The sequence below is a fragment of the Lysinibacillus sp. NPDC096418 genome (assembly GCF_044762775.1).
In the GTDB taxonomy this organism is placed as follows: domain Bacteria; phylum Bacillota; class Bacilli; order Bacillales_A; family Planococcaceae; genus Lysinibacillus.
Genome location: NZ_JBIWEY010000002.1, coordinates 145100 through 163392, shown reverse-complemented (window position 1 = coordinate 163392; position 18293 = coordinate 145100). Strand labels below are relative to the sequence as shown.

Sequence of the window (18293 nt, the reverse complement as noted above, 5' to 3'; positions counted from 1 at the left end):
TTAACACCTCTCTTATTCATTCACCTTATTTTATCAGTGCATTGCAATCTACGATTAATGCTACCTTCCCATTACCTAAAATTGTCGCACCTGAAATTGCAAAGATATTTGTTAAATAATTCCCTAATGATTTCAATACAATTTCTTGTTGGCCAATGAATGAATCGACAACTAAACCAGCAAGCTTTTCGCCTTTACGAACAATGACCACAGAGCGGAATTCTTCATCCTGCTCCTGTTTTCTCGGCACCTCAAAGATTTCCTCCAAAAATACAAGTGGTACAACTTTACCACGGAAATCAATTACTTTTTGGTTATGAGCATTCATAATTTCTGAAGAGCGAATGATTGATGTTTCAATAATTGATGATAATGGAATTGCGTAAATTTCTTTTTCAATTTCTACTAACATGACAGAAATAATCGATAGTGTTAAAGGTAATTGAATAGAGAAAATAGAGCCTACATCTTGAGTAGATTCAATTGAGATATTACCACCCAATGATTCAATTGTTGTTTTCACAACGTCTAGACCAACACCACGGCCCGATACATCGGATATAACGTCAGCCGTCGAGAAGCCAGAAGCTAAAATCAGCTCATTAATTTGTTTATCCGACATAACTAGCGATTGTTCTTGTGTCACAACACCTTTTGAAATCGCTTTTGCTAGTACTCTATCTCGATTAATACCTGCGCCATCATCTTCAATTTCAATAAAGACGTAGTTCCCACTATGGTAGGCACGAAGAACAACTGTCCCATCTTCCGGCTTACCTTTAGCTAAACGTGCTGCAGGATTTTCAATACCATGGTCAACAGAATTTCGGATTAAGTGAACAAGCGGATCACCAATTTCATCGATAACTGTACGATCGAGCTCTGTTTCAGCCCCAATAATCTCCAAATTGATTTTTTTATTTAAATCACGAGACAGCTGACGAATCATTTTCGGGAATCGATTGAATACTGTTTCCACCGGTACCATGCGCATTGTTAAAATAATAGTTTGTAAATCACCCATTACACGGCTCATTCGTTCAACTGTTTCATTCAGCTCATTGTGATTAACTTCTGTGGCAATCGATTGTAAACGCCCACGATCAATTACAAGTTCTTCAAATAAGTTCATTAAAATATCAAGACGTTCAATATTTACACGGATAGTTTTATTACCAACAGCTGCCGTTTTAGCAGTTGGAGCTTTCTCAGGTGTTTTAGCAGGCTTAGGCGTAGGTGCAGATGGGACTACCGAACTTTCTTCTTTTACATCAACAACTTCAGCTTCTACTGTCGCCTCTTCGCGCTCTGAATATTTAAATTGTTCAGCCGTTAACGGTACTACTATTACTTCTTCGACTTCAGATACTTTCAGAAGTTTTTTCTGCATATCTTCTGCAGATTCTTTCGTTACATACGCTACATGGAACTGTTGATCGAATTGTTCATCCTCTAATTTTTCAACGGTCGGAGAAGATTTAATGACATCTCCGTCCTTCTCTAGAATTTCAAAGACCATGAATACACGCGCAGCTTTTAATAAACAATCTTCTCGTAAGCGGACAGTAATTTCGAGCGCATTAAAATCTTGTTCAAAAGATTGTGTAATAACAGTTTGTTCAAAGCTATCGTATTCAAGCGTACTTGCAACAAATACTTCTTTTTCTGCTGTAGCAGCAACCTCAGCAACTACAGACTCTCCAGATTCAATAAGTTTTAATTTTGCAACAGTAGCAGAAACATCTCGCTTCCCGTCACCACCACTTGCAATATCCATCACCATTTCTTCTAAATGATCTACAGATTCAAATACAACATCTAGAATCTCTGGTGTTACATGAATTTTTTCATTACGGATTGCATCTAACACATTCTCCATTTTATGTGTTAAATCAGCTGTATCCTCAAAGCCCATTGTTGCCGACATGCCTTTTAGTGTATGTGCTGATCGGAAAATCTCTCCGACAATTGTTAAATCATCAGGATTTTTTTCTAATTCTAATAAATGTTCACTACAAGCTTGCAAATGCTCTTTACTCTCTTCGATAAACATCTCTAAATATTGATTGACTTCCATAAGAGGACACCCCTTTTAAGGCAAATATTTCATTATAGTTTGTGCAATATCTTCTATATCAGCTACTTCATCGACAAGTTGCGTTTCCACCGCAGCTTTCGGCATACCATACACTATGCAAGTTTCAGCTGATTCTGCAATAGCCATTACATTTCCAGACCTTTTTAAAGCTTTTAACCCTTTTGAACCGTCATTACCCATACCAGTCATAATGACAGCTATTTTATCAAAATCTTTAAACTGGCTTGCCTCTTCGAACATCACATCTACTGATGGACGATGCCCTGACCTCGGCAACTCTTTATTATCAAGAACAATTCCATAAGAAGTACCTATTTTTTTCAACTTCAAATGGTACCCTCCAGGTGCAATATACGCAACACCGTTTTGTAAAATATCCCCTTGCTCAGCTTCTTTAACATCAATTTCACTCAACTGATCTAATCGAATAGCTAATGACTTTGTAAAACCAGCAGGCATATGTTGCACAATTAATATCGGTGCTTGAATATTTCGAGGAATCTTCGTAATCACTGTTTGTAAAGCACGAGGCCCCCCTGTTGATGTACCAATAAGTACAAGTTTTTTACTTGTACGGTTCCAATCAACTTTTTGCTTCTTCACTTCAACAATAGGCGTACTTCTCGCTTCGGTGAAGAATTCTTTTTTTCTATTATTATTACTAATAAGTATCGGTTCTTGTTGTCTTTTTTCAGAAGGTTTTTTCAATTTAGAGATAGGCACTAATGCTGCCTGCTCAACTTTACGAACAAGTTCCTCTTGGATTTTATACAAATCGAGAGAAATCGTTCCGCTAGGTTTTGTGACAAAATCAACTGCCCCATATTCAATTGCCTTTATCGCATTTTCAGCCCCGCTCTGCGTTGTACTTGAAAGCATTACGACAGGCACTGGACAAATTGACATAATTTCGTTTAATGCCTCTAGTCCATTCAATTCTGGCATTTCAATATCCATTGTTACGACATTTGGTTGTAATTTTTGAATTTTCATCAAAGCATCTTTACCATTTCGAGCCGTACCAACTACTTCAACCTTCGAGTTTCCAACAAAAAAGTCACTAATTAGCTTTCTCATAAAAGCAGAATCATCCACAACTAAAAGCTTGCTTTTACATGAGAATTCCAATTAATCACGCCCTTTCGAAAAAATACTTTTAAGTTTAGATAAGAACTTACTCGATGCTTGCTCATGTGCATGAATCTCTTCTACATGCTGCTCAAGAAAGCGAGCTACAATTAGCTGTAGTGTCTTCGTTATTAATGCATCTGGATAAGAAATCGAAAATGGCACCTGTTCACGAACAGCTTTTCGAACAACTGGATCCTCTGGTAAAGAACCTAATACAATCACATCTTTACCTAGGAAACTTTTCATCGTTAACTTTAGACGATTAAGTGTTTCAAGACCTTCTTCTTTTGAAAAAGACCTATTACATAAAATGTAAAATTGTTTATCTGGGTCCTTTAGATGAATATATTTCATCATAGAATAAGCATCCGTAATGGACGTCGGTTCTGCTGTAGAAATGACAACAATTTCATCTACTGATACTAGTAAATCTAACGACCAATTTGCTATTCCAGCACCCATATCAAATAAAATATAATCAAAGTTTTTTTGGAGCTCTTCAAAAGCATAAATAAGGCGTTCGAACATTTCATCCGACCATTCCAATAAGGTTGACATACCTGACCCTCCAGATATGTACTGTAAACCTGATGGACCCTCGAATATCACTTCATCTAGTAATCTATTGCCTTGTAAGTAATCCCTCAAACTATAAGAAACACTTTTTCCAATTAAAATATGTATATTGCCCATACCAATATCCATATCTACAAGGACAACTTTTTTTCCTTTTCTTGCTAACATCGTTGCAAAATTAATAGAAAAATTACTTTTTCCGACACCACCTTTACCGCTTACAACCGCAATCGATTTCCCTAAACTGCCTTGGTTTTTCAACATCTTCAAGCGCAATGATTCTGCTTGGTCTCTCATTTTTCTTCACCTTGGAAAAACAAATTAAGTACTGCTTCTAAATCAGCTTCTTCAATATCTTCTGGTACTTCTTGACCATTCGTATAGTAAGCAAGTCCTTTATTATATTTAATCATTAAATTAATCATTGCGCCAATAGAATTTGTTTCATCAATTTTAGTGAAAATGAACTTTTCAATTGGTAATTGCTCAAATTGATCGATAATAGTTGACATGTCTTTCTCTTTAGCAGTCATGGAAAGCACTAAAAAAGACTCTGCATCTTCATCGAACTTTATAAGACGCTGCAAATCATCGACATACTTCACTTCTTTGTAGTTTCGACCTGCAGTATCAATAAATACTAAATCTAAATGTGATAGTTTTTGAATGGCATTTTCATAGTCTGTTGCGTTATAAACTATTTCAACAGGTGCTTGTAGTAATCCTGCATATGTTTTTAATTGCTCAATTGCTGCAATACGATAAGTATCTGTCGTAATAAAACCTATTTTTTTCTTTTTTTCTAGCACAGCTCTAGCAGCCATTTTTGCGATTGTTGTCGTTTTCCCAACACCTGTTGGACCTAAGACATTAATATATTTACGCTCATACGATAATCCACTAATCGGTAATGACTCGAACTTTTTACGCAATACATTTTTCGAAATGAGCTTACATTGTGAGAAATTTATCTCTGAGGCTTCTTTAAAATGCACAAAAAGCTCATCACCAATCGTTGTGATGAGCTCCTCACTTAGCTCTTGTTTCTTCAAATATTCAATGAAGGGTAAGAGTTCATCCGGGTATTGAGCTTGAGTAGTCTTTTTATGCATTGATTGCATTAAAGATTTTAAATCTGCAATTTCTTTTTTCAATTCGTTAGAAATTCCTGTGTTATCTAGCTTTACTTGCTCTTGCTCACTATGGTTCTGCTGAATTTTTGCTTGCATTGCATTCGTGATTTCTTGTAATTGCGCATTATCTTTCACTTTAAATGCAGGTGGGGCTGCCACTGGAGCCGAAAAGCTAGGCTCCATGCGATCAATCCCTGCTATAACTTCAAAGCTTTTCTGTTTAATAAGTCCGAAAAACTTCTTTGTTACAACCACTTTTGAATTTAAAATAACTGCGTCCTCGCCTAAATCTGCACGTACAAGCTTCATTGCTTCAGGTATGGAAGATGCATTATATTTTTTTGTCTTCAATCTACGTTCACCACTCCGACACTTTGAATTTCAATTGCAGCATCCAATTCATTATAAGATAACACTGGTATTTGTGGGAAATAACGTTCTATCAACTGACGTAAATACATACGTACAGCTGGTGAACAAAGTACGATGGCAGACTGTTCCATAAATGATACTCGTTCCACTTCAGCAGCAATCGACTCTAAAATCATTTGTGAATCTTGAGGATCCATTGCTAAATAATTACCATGGTCAGTTTGTTGAATACTATCAGCAATTGTTTTCTCAACTTTACCTGAAACTGTAATTACTTTCAACGAAGAGCTGTCTCCATTATACTGCGCTGTAATTTGGCGTGCTAACGCTTGACGCACATACTCAGTCAAAATATCTGTATCACTCGTCAGTTTTGCATAGTCGGCTAATGTTTCAAAGATAATTGGTAAGTTACGTACTGATACACTTTCTCGTAATAATTTTGCCAATACTTTTTGAATTTCACCAGTTGTTAACGGAGTTGGTGTTAACTCTTCGACTAAAATCGGATGTGACTCTCGTAAATGATCGATTAATTGCTTTGTTTCTTGACGACCTAATAATTCGTACGCATTTGCGCGAATCATTTCAGTTAAGTGTGTTGAAACAACACTTGGTGGATCTACTACAGTATAACCAAGCATTTCTGCGTCTTCTTTAACCTGCTCTGTAATCCATTTTGCCGGTAAGCCAAATGATGGTTCGACAGTATCGATCCCTTCAATCGAATCATCGTCTCCTGGACTCATCGCTAAATAGTGATCAAGTAAAAGCTCGCCTCTTGCTAATTCATTTCCTTTAATTTTTATACGATATTCATTTGGTTGAAGCTGAATATTATCGCGAATTCTCACAACAGGTATAACGATTCCTAACTCTAGTGCTAATTGACGACGAATCATAACAACACGGTCAAGTAAATCCCCACCTTGTGCAGCATCTACTAAAGGAATTAAACCATAACCAAATTCAAATTCAATCGGGTCTACATTTAATAAATTCACGACATTTTCAGGGCTCTTCATACCGTCTGTTGCCACTTCTTCCTCAATTTCAAGTAATTCTTCTTCATCCTCCGGCTTCTTACGTTCCATTCTATACGCACCAGCGATTAACGTTAAACCAATCGGTAGCGTAATCCAATTCGGAATTGGTGTAAATAAACCAAGTAAAATAATTGTACCACCTGCAACATAGAGTAACTTTGCTTGTGCAAAGAGTTGCCCCATAATATCTTCGCCAAGACTACCTTTAGAAGATGCACGTGTTACAACAATACCTGTTGCCGTTGAAATTAGTAGTGCAGGTATTTGTGATACAATCCCATCTCCAACGGTTAGTTTAGAGAAATGTGTCGCCGCTTCACCGAACGGTAGACCCATTTGCACAACCCCTATAATAATCCCAAATAATAAGTTGATAATAACCATGACCATAGAAGCGATGGCGTCACCTTTTACAAACTTGGTTGCACCATCCATCGCGCCATAAAAGTCCGCTTCCCCGGAAACCTTTTCGCGACGCTCACGAGCTTCACGTTCTGATATTACCCCTGCATTTAGATCTGCATCGATACTCATTTGTTTACCTGGCATTGCATCGAGTGTAAAACGCGCTGCTACCTCAGCGACACGTTCCGCACCTTTTGTAATAACGATAAACTGGATTAAGACAAGAATTAAGAATACAACCAGACCAACAAGAATATTCCCTCCTACTACGAAATCGCCAAAGGTTTCTACAACTGAACCTGCGTCACCATTTGCTAAAATGGCACGGGTAGTTGAAACACTCAGTCCGAGTCGGAACAATGTTAACAGTAAAATTACTGATGGGAAAATAGAAAAATCTAATGCTTCCTTCATACTCATTGTGGTTAACAATACGATCAACGCTAGTGTAATATTGATAACAATGAGGAAACTTAACATCCACGTAGGAAGAGGGATGATGAGCATCGCTACGATTAAAATAACCGCACCTAAAACCCCTATATCGCGAACTTTCATTTGTGTCCCTCCTACTTAAAGGTTTTAAATTTTTCGCTTAATACGATATACATAAGCGAGTATTTCGGCTACTGCTTTGAAAAATTCATCTGGCACTTGATCACCAATTTCCACTTGGTCATACATCGCACGCGCTAATGGTCTATTTTCAACCATTATCACATCATGCTCTTTTGCGATTAGCTTAATTTTCTGAGCGACAAAGTCTGTACCTTTTGCAACAATGCGAGGTGCTTCCATACTGTCTTCATCATATTTAAGCGCAATCGCATAGTGAGTCGGGTTCGTAATGACAACGTCCGCATTCGGTATCTCCGACATCATACGGCGCATTGCCATTTCACGCTGACGCTGTTTGATTTTGGATTTAATCAGCGGATCCCCTTCACTATTTTTATATTCATCTTTAATGTCTTGTTTTGACATTTTAAGATTTTTTTCATAATCATATTTTTGATAGATCCAGTCTAATAACGACACACATAATAACACGAGCGAAGCAGCGATACCCATAATAGCTACCAATTTCCCTACAGTTACAAGTGTCTCCAATGGACTTTTAAATGATAAAGCTAACACTTCATGAAGGTTTGTCCAAATAATGATGGTCGTAACGCCACCTATAAAGGTGATTTTTAATGTGGATTTCAAAAGCTCCACTATGGCTTTCACTGAAAATATTTTTTTTAACCCTTTAATCGGATCCATTTTCTTTAAATCAAACTTCATTGGTTCCGTTGTGAATAGGAAACCAAACTGCAAATAGTTAGCGGCTAGTGCACCTACAAAGGCAATCGCCATTATCGGTATAATAATAAACGCCATCTCCACAAGCATTTCAGTAAATAATTTCATCACACTATCAATCGTGATTGTCTCAACATGCATATTATGAATAAATGTTTCTTTAAAGAAAGACAATAAATTGTCACTGAATGTGCTAGCGAAAAACAATAAAAAGATAAAAACCATGAGCATGACAATTGCACTCGAGATGTCCTGACTCTTAATGACTTGTCCCTTTTTTCGAGCATCCTGACGTTTTTTGGGAGTCGCTTTTTCAGTTTTTTCACCAGCAAAGAATTGCAAATCTAAATCTAGTAGTAGCAACATCTTATCCACCACCTAAAATTGCCATTAAATCCCGCATAGCATAAATCATTATAGTTATAAGCTTTTGTATTACTTGTATCATGACAGCCATCATCGTAAACAATATTAAAAAACTAACACTTATTTTAATTGGAAAACCGACAACAAAAATATTTAATTGCGGTACCGTTTTTGCGGTAATTCCCAAAGCTAGATCCACTAAAAACAAAGTGGCTACTACAGGAGCTGCCATTTGAAATGCGATGGCAAAAACAGCTGTAAATGTGGTTATAACAAATTGAATATAATCGTCATTTGCGAAATTAGGAAAACCTTGATTCATCGGCAAAAACTGATAACTATAATAAATTCCATCTAAAATCATATGATGGCCATCAATTGCTAGTAAAAACAATAGGGATAATGTGTTGAAAAATTGACCAATTAATGGACTTTGAGCCCCTGTTTGAGGGTCAATAATGTTTGCAATCGCAAAACCCATTTGGAAATCGATAAAGCTACCTGCAATTTGTATCGCGGACATAATAATATAACCAATCAGCCCTAGCAAAAGCCCAATAAGTGCTTCTTTTAAGATTAAAAGTATGTAATCGCCATTAAAAATAAATGGTTCAATATCAATCGTGTAGTACATCATCCAAGCTAAAACGAATGCGAGAGTTATTCGTACTTGCTGTGGAATTGTTCTGTACGAGAAAAAAGGTACAGTGACAAAAAAGGCTGTTACACGTACAAGTACTAATAAGAAAACCGTTATTTGTGGGATTAATTCATTCATCTATTCACCCTATATAACGCGTTAAATTCTCAAAAATATCTCTCGCATAGCTCGTTACTTGTGATAACATCCAAGGGCCAAAAAATACAATAGCGACTAAAACAGCTACAATTTTTGGGACAAACGCTAGTGTTTGCTCTTGGATTGAGGTTGTCGCTTGGAAAATACTAACCGCAAGACCTGAAATTAAAGCAACTAATAATAACGGTCCGCTAGTTAGAAGGATAATCATTATGGCACGCTCTGCAATTGAAATAACCATTTCACCTGTCATATTGTCTCATCCCCTAAAAACTTTGTAGTAATGATTTCATCACGAGATACCAACCATCTACAAGTACAAATAGTAAAATTTTAAACGGTAATGAAATCATAACAGGCGGTAACATCATCATCCCCATCGACATTAATGTACTTGCTACAATCATATCGATTACTAAAAACGGAATGAAAATCATAAAACCAATTTGGAACGCTGTTTTAATTTCACTTAACGCAAACGCAGGTACAAGCATTGTCAGCGGAATCTCTTCCACAGATGCGGGTCTTTCTGCTTGGTTATACTTTAAAAATAAATCTAAATCTTTTTGCCTTGTGTGCTTACTCATAAATTCTTTAAATGGCATACTAGCACGGTCATAAGCTTCCTCAAGACCGATTTCCTCGGCAAATAAAGGCTGTAAAGCTTCTTTATTCACTTGTTGGAAAGTAGGGGCCATTATGAAAAATGTTAAAAATAATGCAAGTCCGACAATGACCTGGTTAGGCGGCATTTGTTGTGTTGCAAGTGCAGTTCGCACAAATGACAGCACGATGACAATACGTGCAAACGATGTCATTAGAATTAATATACTTGGAGCTAAAGACAAAACCGTTAATAATAGTACGAGCTTAACGGAAGTAGAGACATTGGTCGGATCACTAGCCGAAAAAGAGTTGAGGAAATCATTCATTAATCATCATTCTCCTTTTTTTTCCATTTCTCTAATTCTTCACTACGCTCATGTTTAATTGCTGTAATATTTTTCTCGAATAACTCGCCAAATGTATCTTGATTTTTTTCAACATTCGATGAAGTACTTTGAGGATTTTTTTTGAATTTGGATAGTAATTCGGCAATATATGGTGATGATGCTGCATATTCTTGTCGTTCATTGTAAAGCGCTAATAGCTGTTCGACTTCTTCTGGATCAGTGATTTCACGTAATAGCTGGACATCTTCACCGACTCCAACTATGTATAGCGATTTACCTACTTGTAGAAGTTGTACTGATTTTTGTGCCCCCAATGATATGCCACCTAAGTTTTGTACCATTTGATTATGCTGATATTTTAAGTTTTTCTTATTTAAAAACTTCATCAAAGCATAAAATAACGCCACAACAAAAATAAGTGCCAAAATCATTTTTATGTACTCCCAAGCGGACACGTCTCCAGCTGCTGAGACGACTTGATCTTTCTCAGCAGCTGGTTCTGTGTCATCCTTACAAGCTTCTGGATTTTCCCAACAATCCTCGATACTATTCGTATTTGAGTTCGCATAAACAGAAGGTTGCATTGGGGATAAAAACAAAAATGTTACAAGAAATGCAAAAATCATCGCAAATTGAAATGATTTATACATTTGCATTCTATCAACCTAGTGCTTTTTGAATCGCTTCAATTACGCGGTCCGCTTGGAAAGGTTTTACGATAAAATCTTTTGCTCCAGCTTGTATTGCATCGATTACCATAGCTTGTTGCCCCATAGCTGAACACATAATAACAGTAGCATTTGGATCAGTGCCTTTAATTGCTTTCAATGCAGCGATACCATCCATTTCAGGCATAGTAATATCCATTGTTACTAAGTCTGGCTTTAATTCATTGTATTTTTCAACTGCTTGTACACCATCTGCAGCCTCTCCTACAACTTCAAATCCATTCTTCGATAAAATATCCTTGATCATCATGCGCATAAAAGCTGCATCGTCTACAATCAAAATTCTTTTAGACATGGTTAACTCCTCCAATTGAAACTATCTTAAATTATTTAAACGTTCTGCTTGACTTAAAACATCTGTAATACGCACACCAAAGTTTTCATCAATTACAACAACTTCACCCTTTGCAATGAGTCTACTATTAACTAATATATCAACAGGTTCCCCTGCTAACTTATCTAATTCAATAATCGAGCCACTAGAAAGGTCTAAAATTTCTTTTACAGAACGTTTCGTACGTCCTAACTCTACAGTAACTTGTAATGGAATATCAAGTAGCATATTTAAATTTCTAGCTTCTGGTTCGGTAATAACATTCGTATCAAAACTAGCAAATTGCGCTTGTTGAACATTTACAGGTTGTGCTGCTCTCTGTGATGTCTGGATTGTTTGTTGTTCTTGATATACCGGTTGCTGTACCGGTGGTGCTGGCTGCTGCTGGTAAGTAGGTTGTACCGGAGCTGCTGGCTGAGCCACAGGTGGCGGTGATGTCACAGGTGTAGCTAACATAGTAGCAGCTACTGGCTCTTCAATAGCCTCTGCTTCGCCTAAAAGCGCTTTTACAATATTTTGACTGAACTTCAGCGGTAATAATTGCATTAAATTAGAATCAATTAAACTACCAATTCTTAAGCGGAATGATACTTTTACAAGTAAATCATCTTCTGGAATATTGTCTCGACCTTCATTTTTAGAAATATTCATTAAATCGATTGAAGGTGGAGAAATATCTACTTTTTTATTAAATACTGTTGACATTGAAGTGGCCGCAGAGCCCATCATTTGATTCATTGCCTCTTGTACAGCACTTAACTGAATTTCACCTAGGTCTGGCTTTGGATTTAATCCATCCCCACCTAACATTAAATCTGCAATAATTGCAGCATCTGATTGTTTAATAACGAGTAAATTCATTCCCGTTAATCCAATCGTATATTCCACTTGTACAGCTACATATGGATGAGGAAATTCTTCCTCTAATTTGTTGCGGTTAATCATTGAGATACTGGGAGTTGTAATATCTACTTTCTGACCTAACAACGCAGAAAGTGCCGTAGCTGAGCTACCAAAAGAAATATTCCCTACCTCACCCAACGCATCTTGTGCGAACGAATCTAGGTAGTCCTCCACTCTTATATCATCATTTTCATCGTTTGAAGAAGCTTCATTGGTGTCATTTTTATCTTCCAACGTCTCGCCCCTTAATAAAGCCTCAATTTCTTCTTGGGAGAGCATTTCATCACTCATCTTCGTCTCCTCCTTTCAAAGGGTCGATAATCTGGATTGCTAATTTTTTACCTTGTTTACCTGGTTGAACTGTGAATTTCGGCAAAGTACCTACTCTTAACATAAGTGGATCTGCAATTTTTTGATCTAACTGTATGACATCCCCAATTTGCATTAAGAGGAAATCTTCAATCGTAATATCTGTAATCCCAAGTTCCACCGACAACGGTAATTGTGCTTGTTTAACACGTTTTTCAAGCATTTTCGTTTGTTCTGGAGACATTTCTTTTGTATTAGTTTGCATCCAGTAACGCACTGAAAGATTTGGTACAATTGGCTCCAAAACAACATGCGGTATACAAATATTGATCATACCACTTGTCTCTCCAATTATCGTATTTAGTGAAATAACGACAACAGTTTCATTCGGAGAAATCATTTGTAAGAACTGAGGATTAACCTCAAGTTCAACTAAAATCGGATCGATCTCAGCAACATTTTCCCATGCCTCGCGTAAGTTATCGAATGAGCGTTCAAAAAGGTTTGTCATAATCTTCGTTTCGATTTCTGTTAAGTTATCAACATTACTATGACTCGCCCCACTACCGCCCATTAAACGGTCTAGCATTGAGTACGCGATATTTGGATTAATTTCCATTAATATATTACCATCAAGTGGTGGTACTTCAAACACATTGATGAGTGTCATATTCGGAATCGAACGTACAAACTCTTCAAATGGTATTTGGTCTACTGATGCTACAGTAATTTGTACATAACTTCTTAGCTGCGCTGAGAAAAAAGTAGTCAGTAATCGTGCAAAGTTTTCGTGTATTCGGGTCAAACTTCGGATTTGATCTTTTGAGAAGCGAAGTGCTCGTTTAAAGTCATATACTTTAACCTTGCGAACTTCGTCTTCTTTTTTAATGTCATCCGCTGACATTTCTCCAGTCGATATTGCGGAAAGAAGCGCATCTATCTCGGATTGGGATAACACATCTCCTGCCATTTGCCCACCTCCATTTCAAGCTGTTTCTGTTTTTATGAATTAACAAAGGTGTTATAATAAATCTCCTGAACTTCTCCCTCTTGCATCAATTCATTTAATTTTGTTTTTAATGTCTTTTTAAACATTTGCTTTCCTTGCTTACCCTCTAAATCCTCTTGCGTCATTTCTGAAAGTTCTTCAATAACGATGTTGTTCGTTTGGAAGTTACGTTTTGTTAACTCCTCCGCTGCTTCCTTACTCGATGTTGTGATTTTCAGCGAAAAACGCACAACTTTATTATCGGAAAGGTTTGTCGTAATTTCCGGAACATCAACTGAAGCCTCTAAAACTTTATCAATAGATGGTTCAAGTGATGTCGGTTTGTTGAATTGCGTGAACAAAACAAAAAGGACTACCCCTACTAGTGTAATCAACACTAGTACAATAAGCAAAATCGTTAACAGTTTATTATTCTTCATCTTCATCACCTCGTAGATGCGGGTTTGATAGTACTTGTATATTTTTATAAAAGGCTGATACCTTTTGTCGCACCTCATCTTCACTCTGTAAAACAATGATTTTTGTTCCCGTCGTCAACGTAATTGTTGTATCTGGAAAAGACTCGACGGTTTCTATGTATAAAGCATTCAAAGTGAATGCTTTGCCATTTAAACGTGTTAGTTCAATCATTGAAATAGGGCCGGGTCTATGCTTGAGAGCCGGCCCGACCCTCCCTCATATATTGAATTTGATGTACTATGTTACACTAAAGAAATTATCGTTTTAAGTTTACTAATTCTTGAAGAATTTCATCTGATGTTGTGATAATACGTGTATTTGATTGGAAGCCACGTTGCGCAACGATCATTTCTGTGAACTCTTCAGAAAGGTCAACGTTAGACATTTCCAAGTAACCAGAATTTATTGACCCCATACCAGCTACAGTACCAACTTGTGCGTAAGCATCACCAGAGTTCGATGTTTGTTGGAAGTAGTTACTACCAACTTTCTGAAGACCACCGGCATTCGGGAATTTCGCCATTATTAGTTGACCAGCCCATTGTAATTGACCGTTTAAATCTGTGTACGTTACAGTACCATCTTGACCAATCTGCATTTCTTTTGCAGTGGTCGGAATACGGATTGGTCCCACTTCGCCATCCTCAGGTGCTAATACGCCATCTTCATCAAATAAGTTTGCACCCTCTTCTCCAGAGGCGATTGGTGCGTCGTCTTCAGGATGAACACCAGTATCATCTTTCCCTATCACAATATCTTCTCCAGCACTAACACCGACTAAATATTTCCCATCTGCGTTTACTAAATAACCGTTTTTATCCATATAAAAGTTTCCTGCACGAGAGAAAAGAATATTATTGAAAGCTGGATCATCAGAGTCAATGAAACCCGTATCAGGATCTGGCAGCCCAGTCGCGTCACCAAGCATGAAGTAACCATCGCCGTTAATAGCTAAGTCAAGTACACTTCCGGTCGATTGCATTGAACCACCAGTGTGAATCGTGTCAATTGCTGCAAGTTGCGAGCCAAGTCCAACCTGCTTTGCATTTACACCGCCTCGAGTAGCTGTCGGTGAAGAGGCACCCGATTGCGATTGAGAAATTAAATCTTTGAACATAACACGACCTTTTTTAAATCCATGTGTATTGACATTAGCAATATTGTTACCGATAACGTCAAGCTTTGTTTGGAAGTTTTTCATTCCTGAAATTCCTGAATACATAGAACGTAACATAAGTTATTGTTCTCCCTTCGATTTTTAAATACGTGTGCTTCAATCAATCAGCAACACTTAGGCTTCCTTACATCAGAAGGTCCAGCCTTATAGCACAATCGTGCCATCAATATTTGTAAATAGTTGTTGTTTTGCTTCCGTGCGGTCCATCGCTGTAATGACAGTCGCATTTTTTGCACTGACAATTAAAGCCGCTTGATCCATCAAGACTAATGGTTGGTTCACACCTTTTTGACGTGCCTCAAACACTTTTTCTGAGACAACTTGCCACTCTTGCTCAGAAATTGCAATATTGCGCTCGACTATACGTTCATTCGCATGTTTGCTCACCTTCAACTCTTGCTGCTTTGTAGCTTCTTGTAAATGCGTTAAAAACGATTGTTGAGACTTAATAGGCGTCGGTTGTGATTGACGGATAAGTGGCTGCAATGGCACACGATGAATTGCAAATTTGTCCATCTTAATCATCCGCCTCTATTCACTAACTACAGTAAAGTCCTTACCCGTTAACTTATTCCCATTATCAAGTTCATAATGTATAATACCGTCTTTTTCCGAAACCGAAACGATTCGGCCTTGTACTTCCTGCTCACCATCTTTATATGTTACATTTTTCCCAATAAGCATACTCGCTTGAACTAGTGGTGGCTCTTTATCAACAGTTGTACCACCATCTGTATTATTTCCTGTACTACTCAGGATAGCTGAAATATTACCAGGAGATATTTCCTTCCCATCTTCTAAAATAAATACAGCTAAACCATCTACAAATTTAAGTGACTCAATAATCCCTGTACCCTCTTTAGTGATGAATTTTCCTGCTTCATCCTTTTCCGCTGTTAACTCATGCCATTTCACTTCTTTGCCAACAAAAGTTGAATAGTTCATTAACTGCGTTTGCTGTTGAGAAGCTAGTAAAGACTCCATCGCTTTTGTCATATTTTGCATTTGTTCTAAAGAAGAAAACTGTGCCATCTGCGCAATAAACTCACGGTCATCCATTGGATTTGTCGGGTCTTGATTTTGTAATTGTGTAATTAATAATTTTAAAAATGCGTCTTTACCAAGTTCACTATTCCCCGTTTGTTTTGTTGGTTTTTGATAGTTCGACAGATAAAGACTCTCTGTAACCGCTCCCGATTCTAACGGCTTTAATTGTTGCGGCATATTTACACCTCCTCATTAATTAAATAATCACTAAATGACATTGTTTCTTCTTCATCATCACGCTTATTTTCTTGTTCTTCTTGCTGTTGTTGCTTAAAGAAGTTATTGAAGAAATTTTGATCACGTTGTTGGCGATCTGCGTCTTGTAATGATTGAGCAATATCAAGTCGGTCAAGTTGGATATTTTGTTGTGCAAAAGCTAATTTCAACTGTTGTGATTGACTATCAAGTAACTCTCGGCCGTGCGATGTTGACGCAAGTAATCGTGCTGTTAATACGCCATCGTTTTGTACAAGCTCGATTCGAATTGTCCCAAGGTTTTCAGGATATAGTTTTAATGTTAAGCGAGTAATACCCTGTGCATTTGAGATTTGTGCTTTATTAATGATCGCTTGCATCTCTTTTAGTAAAGCTTCAGGTTGTGCCGGCTTTGCTGCTGGCAACGTTACTTGGAATGTATCTGGCTTTGTTTGCACAGTATTTGCCGTAACCACTTCGTTTGCAGATGTATCAGTTTGTTGTGTTGTTTGCACTACTTGTGTGGCTACTTGTTGGAAGCCTTGTAGCGGTAACGTCACAGTTGTTTTTGTTGTCACTTGCTGCGCAGTTAAAATCGTTTCGACTTGTGTTTGCATTGTCGTCAGGAAGTTTTTTGCCGTTGTAAGTAAATTTTCTTGTGGTGCTGTTAGATCCGTTTTTTGGCTCACTAATTCAGCTAATTTCAACAACTGTAGTAATTGATTCACTTCTTTAGGCGTTACTTGTTCTTCTCCTTGTAATGCAGAAACAATTTGTGTCTGTAATAATGGAGCTTGTTCACCTACTAGTGCAAGTAATTCCCAAACATCACTAGCCTGTTGATCTTCACCTAATAATTGTTGAACAACTTGTAGCAATTGCTCAGCATTGATATTGAGTGCAGCCATTAAATCTTCCAAATTTAACATTTCATCAATTGCAATTACCTCACCGTCTTCTCCTACTTGTAACATTAATAATCCATCATCATGCGGAATATTTAGTAAATCAAGTAATTCCTCGAGAGACTCTGCATTTAATAGTTCTGCTAACTCCGCTAATCCCGCTTCATCTGGCACTTCCGTTTGCTGTATATTTTGGTTAGCCTGATTCGTGGACGAAATGACCTTATCAAATACAGAACCAAATTTCGACATACTTTCTTTCGAAGAAGTAGCATCTACTTGTGTATTAGTACTTTTATTCGTGCTTGACGTTGCCACAGGAGCTGATGGTTTAGGCGCCACCGTTTTTGCTGACATCATTTGCATCATTCCAATATTCATGTTTTTCACCTCCTTTTCATACGAAACTTTTTATTGTTTAGACATCAGTTCTGTATATTTTGCCGCATCTTGTGGTTCCATTTTCTCTAATATTGCCGCTAACTTATCTGGCTTAAGATTTGTTAATATACGAAGTGCTTCCGCATCACTCATCTTAATCAGTACTTTCGATGACGCTTTAGCAGACATTTTGTCAAATGTTGATAAAATATCACTGAAATCTCGCTTCACATCATCTTGTTCTCTTTTTAATTTTTCAATTTCAAAGAGTAATTTCTCTTGCTCTATGATTAGCTGTTCTTTTTCAGTAGCTGTTGAATCCAACTTTTTTTGTAGTTGGGAAATTTCAGCTTCTTTTTCTTGAATTTCAGCTTGTAACCCTACAACTTTTGAATCGTTACTAGCTACCGCTTCAATTGCCTTATCTTTTTCCGACTCTACGAACGGTAAGCTTTCCACAGCTTTTTGTCCTAAATCGAAGACATTTGTATTTAATAGTGTTGAAACAACAAGTAGAATTGCTACGACAAACATAATTGGTATTAATACCCACGCAAACAGTTTTAGAAAAATACCTGACTTGCGTTTCGGTTGTTGTTCCACTAATTCTTTTGCAATTCGATTATCTTTTTTCGCAATACGATTTTCACTTTTTGCCATGA

General features: G+C 37.3%; 20 protein-coding genes. All 20 read right to left on the bottom strand.

What is annotated here, in order from left to right; all coding sequences use genetic code 11:
• Positions 1 to 25 precede the first annotated feature (25 nt).
• The 20 genes from ACIQZG_RS03345 to ACIQZG_RS03250 all read right to left on the bottom strand — a co-directional run bounded on the left by ACIQZG_RS03345 (position 26) and on the right by ACIQZG_RS03250 (position 18270).
• Entirely contained in the window at positions 26 to 2077 is a 2052-nt protein-coding gene (locus ACIQZG_RS03345; RefSeq protein WP_402753749.1) for a chemotaxis protein CheW, read from the bottom strand.
• Positions 2078 to 2092: 15 nt separating this feature from the next.
• Complete coding sequence (locus tag ACIQZG_RS03340) at positions 2093 to 3226, bottom strand: protein-glutamate methylesterase/protein-glutamine glutaminase (protein WP_402753748.1); 1134 nt, start codon at positions 3224 to 3226, stop codon at positions 2093 to 2095.
• Positions 3227 to 4102: a MinD/ParA family protein gene (locus tag ACIQZG_RS03335; protein WP_402753747.1), complete on the bottom strand. Its 876-nt coding sequence runs from the start codon at positions 4100 to 4102 to the stop codon at positions 3227 to 3229.
• Positions 4099 to 5289 carry a flagellar biosynthesis GTPase FlhF gene (flhF, locus tag ACIQZG_RS03330; RefSeq protein WP_402753746.1) on the bottom strand — a complete coding sequence of 397 codons (1191 nt, stop codon included), beginning with the start codon at positions 5287 to 5289 and terminating at the stop codon, positions 4099 to 4101. The genes ACIQZG_RS03335 and flhF overlap by 4 nt, the downstream gene beginning before the upstream one ends.
• Positions 5286 to 7319 carry a flagellar biosynthesis protein FlhA gene (gene flhA / locus ACIQZG_RS03325; protein ID WP_402753745.1) on the bottom strand — a complete coding sequence of 678 codons (2034 nt, stop codon included), beginning with the start codon at positions 7317 to 7319 and terminating at the stop codon, positions 5286 to 5288. The genes flhF and flhA overlap by 4 nt, the downstream gene beginning before the upstream one ends.
• 24 nt (positions 7320 to 7343) lie before the next feature.
• Positions 7344 to 8432, bottom strand: a complete 1089-nt coding sequence (gene flhB / locus ACIQZG_RS03320; protein ID WP_402753744.1) for a flagellar biosynthesis protein FlhB — start codon at positions 8430 to 8432, stop codon at positions 7344 to 7346.
• A 1-nt stretch (position 8433) separates the two neighbouring features.
• Complete coding sequence (fliR, locus tag ACIQZG_RS03315) at positions 8434 to 9210, bottom strand: flagellar biosynthetic protein FliR (protein WP_402753743.1); 777 nt, start codon at positions 9208 to 9210, stop codon at positions 8434 to 8436.
• Positions 9211 to 9214: 4 nt separating this feature from the next.
• Entirely contained in the window at positions 9215 to 9484 is a 270-nt protein-coding gene (gene fliQ / locus ACIQZG_RS03310; protein ID WP_024362021.1) for a flagellar biosynthesis protein FliQ, read from the bottom strand.
• A 13-nt stretch (positions 9485 to 9497) separates the two neighbouring features.
• The gene (gene fliP / locus ACIQZG_RS03305; protein ID WP_402753742.1) at positions 9498 to 10163 is read right to left on the bottom strand and encodes a flagellar type III secretion system pore protein FliP; all 666 of its coding nucleotides are present in this window, start codon (positions 10161 to 10163) and stop codon (positions 9498 to 9500) included.
• Complete coding sequence (locus ACIQZG_RS03300; RefSeq protein ID WP_402753741.1) at positions 10163 to 10834, bottom strand: flagellar biosynthetic protein FliO; 672 nt, start codon at positions 10832 to 10834, stop codon at positions 10163 to 10165. Before ACIQZG_RS03300 ends, fliP begins: the two co-directional genes overlap by 1 nt.
• 10 nt (positions 10835 to 10844) lie before the next feature.
• Positions 10845 to 11207 carry a response regulator gene (locus ACIQZG_RS03295; RefSeq protein ID WP_402753740.1) on the bottom strand — a complete coding sequence of 121 codons (363 nt, stop codon included), beginning with the start codon at positions 11205 to 11207 and terminating at the stop codon, positions 10845 to 10847.
• Between the two features lie 21 nt (positions 11208 to 11228).
• A complete protein-coding gene (gene fliY / locus ACIQZG_RS03290; protein ID WP_402753739.1) occupies positions 11229 to 12440 on the bottom strand; it encodes a flagellar motor switch phosphatase FliY in 1212 nt (403 codons plus the stop codon).
• Positions 12433 to 13428 carry a flagellar motor switch protein FliM gene (gene fliM / locus ACIQZG_RS03285; protein WP_402753738.1) on the bottom strand — a complete coding sequence of 332 codons (996 nt, stop codon included), beginning with the start codon at positions 13426 to 13428 and terminating at the stop codon, positions 12433 to 12435. Before fliM ends, fliY begins: the two co-directional genes overlap by 8 nt.
• Positions 13429 to 13460: 32 nt before the next feature.
• A complete protein-coding gene (fliL, locus tag ACIQZG_RS03280) occupies positions 13461 to 13886 on the bottom strand; it encodes a flagellar basal body-associated protein FliL (protein WP_402753737.1) in 426 nt (141 codons plus the stop codon).
• Positions 13876 to 14097, bottom strand: a complete 222-nt coding sequence (locus ACIQZG_RS03275) for a flagellar FlbD family protein (RefSeq protein ID WP_053584333.1) — start codon at positions 14095 to 14097, stop codon at positions 13876 to 13878. Before ACIQZG_RS03275 ends, fliL begins: the two co-directional genes overlap by 11 nt.
• An 85-nt stretch (positions 14098 to 14182) precedes the next feature.
• Complete coding sequence (flgG, locus tag ACIQZG_RS03270) at positions 14183 to 15160, bottom strand: flagellar basal body rod protein FlgG (RefSeq protein ID WP_402753736.1); 978 nt, start codon at positions 15158 to 15160, stop codon at positions 14183 to 14185.
• 87 nt (positions 15161 to 15247) lie between these two features.
• On the bottom strand, positions 15248 to 15619 hold the full coding sequence (locus ACIQZG_RS03265) for a TIGR02530 family flagellar biosynthesis protein (RefSeq protein ID WP_402753735.1): 372 nt from the start codon (positions 15617 to 15619) through the stop codon (positions 15248 to 15250).
• A 15-nt stretch (positions 15620 to 15634) separates the two neighbouring features.
• Complete coding sequence (gene flgD / locus ACIQZG_RS03260; protein ID WP_402753734.1) at positions 15635 to 16327, bottom strand: flagellar hook assembly protein FlgD; 693 nt, start codon at positions 16325 to 16327, stop codon at positions 15635 to 15637.
• Positions 16328 to 16329: 2 nt separating this feature from the next.
• Positions 16330 to 17631: a flagellar hook-length control protein FliK gene (locus tag ACIQZG_RS03255; protein ID WP_402753733.1), complete on the bottom strand. Its 1302-nt coding sequence runs from the start codon at positions 17629 to 17631 to the stop codon at positions 16330 to 16332.
• Positions 17632 to 17661: 30 nt separating this feature from the next.
• On the bottom strand, positions 17662 to 18270 hold the full coding sequence (locus tag ACIQZG_RS03250; RefSeq protein WP_483869780.1) for a MotE family protein: 609 nt from the start codon (positions 18268 to 18270) through the stop codon (positions 17662 to 17664).
• Positions 18271 to 18293: the final 23 nt, after the last annotated feature.

What these genes read in the sequence shown, in the direction of transcription:
- ACIQZG_RS03345 (WP_402753749.1), bottom strand. Translation starts at nt 2,077, where the DNA reads ATGGAAGTCAATCAATATTTAGAGATGTTTATCGAAGAGAGTAAAGAG.
- ACIQZG_RS03335 (WP_402753747.1), bottom strand. Translation starts at nt 4,102, where the DNA reads ATGAGAGACCAAGCAGAATCATTGCGCTTGAAGATGTTGAAAAACCAA.
- flhA (WP_402753745.1), bottom strand. Translation starts at nt 7,319, where the DNA reads ATGAAAGTTCGCGATATAGGGGTTTTAGGTGCGGTTATTTTAATCGTA.
- flhB (WP_402753744.1), bottom strand. Translation starts at nt 8,432, where the DNA reads ATGTTGCTACTACTAGATTTAGATTTGCAATTCTTTGCTGGTGAAAAA.
- fliR (WP_402753743.1), bottom strand. Translation starts at nt 9,210, where the DNA reads ATGAATGAATTAATCCCACAAATAACGGTTTTCTTATTAGTACTTGTA.
- fliQ (WP_024362021.1), bottom strand. Translation starts at nt 9,484, where the DNA reads ATGACAGGTGAAATGGTTATTTCAATTGCAGAGCGTGCCATAATGATT.
- fliP (WP_402753742.1), bottom strand. Translation starts at nt 10,163, where the DNA reads ATGAATGATTTCCTCAACTCTTTTTCGGCTAGTGATCCGACCAATGTC.
- ACIQZG_RS03300 (WP_402753741.1), bottom strand. Translation starts at nt 10,834, where the DNA reads ATGTATAAATCATTTCAATTTGCGATGATTTTTGCATTTCTTGTAACA.
- ACIQZG_RS03295 (WP_402753740.1), bottom strand. Translation starts at nt 11,207, where the DNA reads ATGTCTAAAAGAATTTTGATTGTAGACGATGCAGCTTTTATGCGCATG.
- fliY (WP_402753739.1), bottom strand. Translation starts at nt 12,440, where the DNA reads ATGAGTGATGAAATGCTCTCCCAAGAAGAAATTGAGGCTTTATTAAGG.
- fliM (WP_402753738.1), bottom strand. Translation starts at nt 13,428, where the DNA reads ATGGCAGGAGATGTGTTATCCCAATCCGAGATAGATGCGCTTCTTTCC.
- fliL (WP_402753737.1), bottom strand. Translation starts at nt 13,886, where the DNA reads ATGAAGAATAATAAACTGTTAACGATTTTGCTTATTGTACTAGTGTTG.
- ACIQZG_RS03275 (WP_053584333.1), bottom strand. Translation starts at nt 14,097, where the DNA reads ATGATTGAACTAACACGTTTAAATGGCAAAGCATTCACTTTGAATGCT.
- flgG (WP_402753736.1), bottom strand. Translation starts at nt 15,160, where the DNA reads ATGTTACGTTCTATGTATTCAGGAATTTCAGGAATGAAAAACTTCCAA.
- ACIQZG_RS03265 (WP_402753735.1), bottom strand. Translation starts at nt 15,619, where the DNA reads ATGGACAAATTTGCAATTCATCGTGTGCCATTGCAGCCACTTATCCGT.
- flgD (WP_402753734.1), bottom strand. Translation starts at nt 16,327, where the DNA reads ATGCCGCAACAATTAAAGCCGTTAGAATCGGGAGCGGTTACAGAGAGT.
- ACIQZG_RS03255 (WP_402753733.1), bottom strand. Translation starts at nt 17,631, where the DNA reads ATGAATATTGGAATGATGCAAATGATGTCAGCAAAAACGGTGGCGCCT.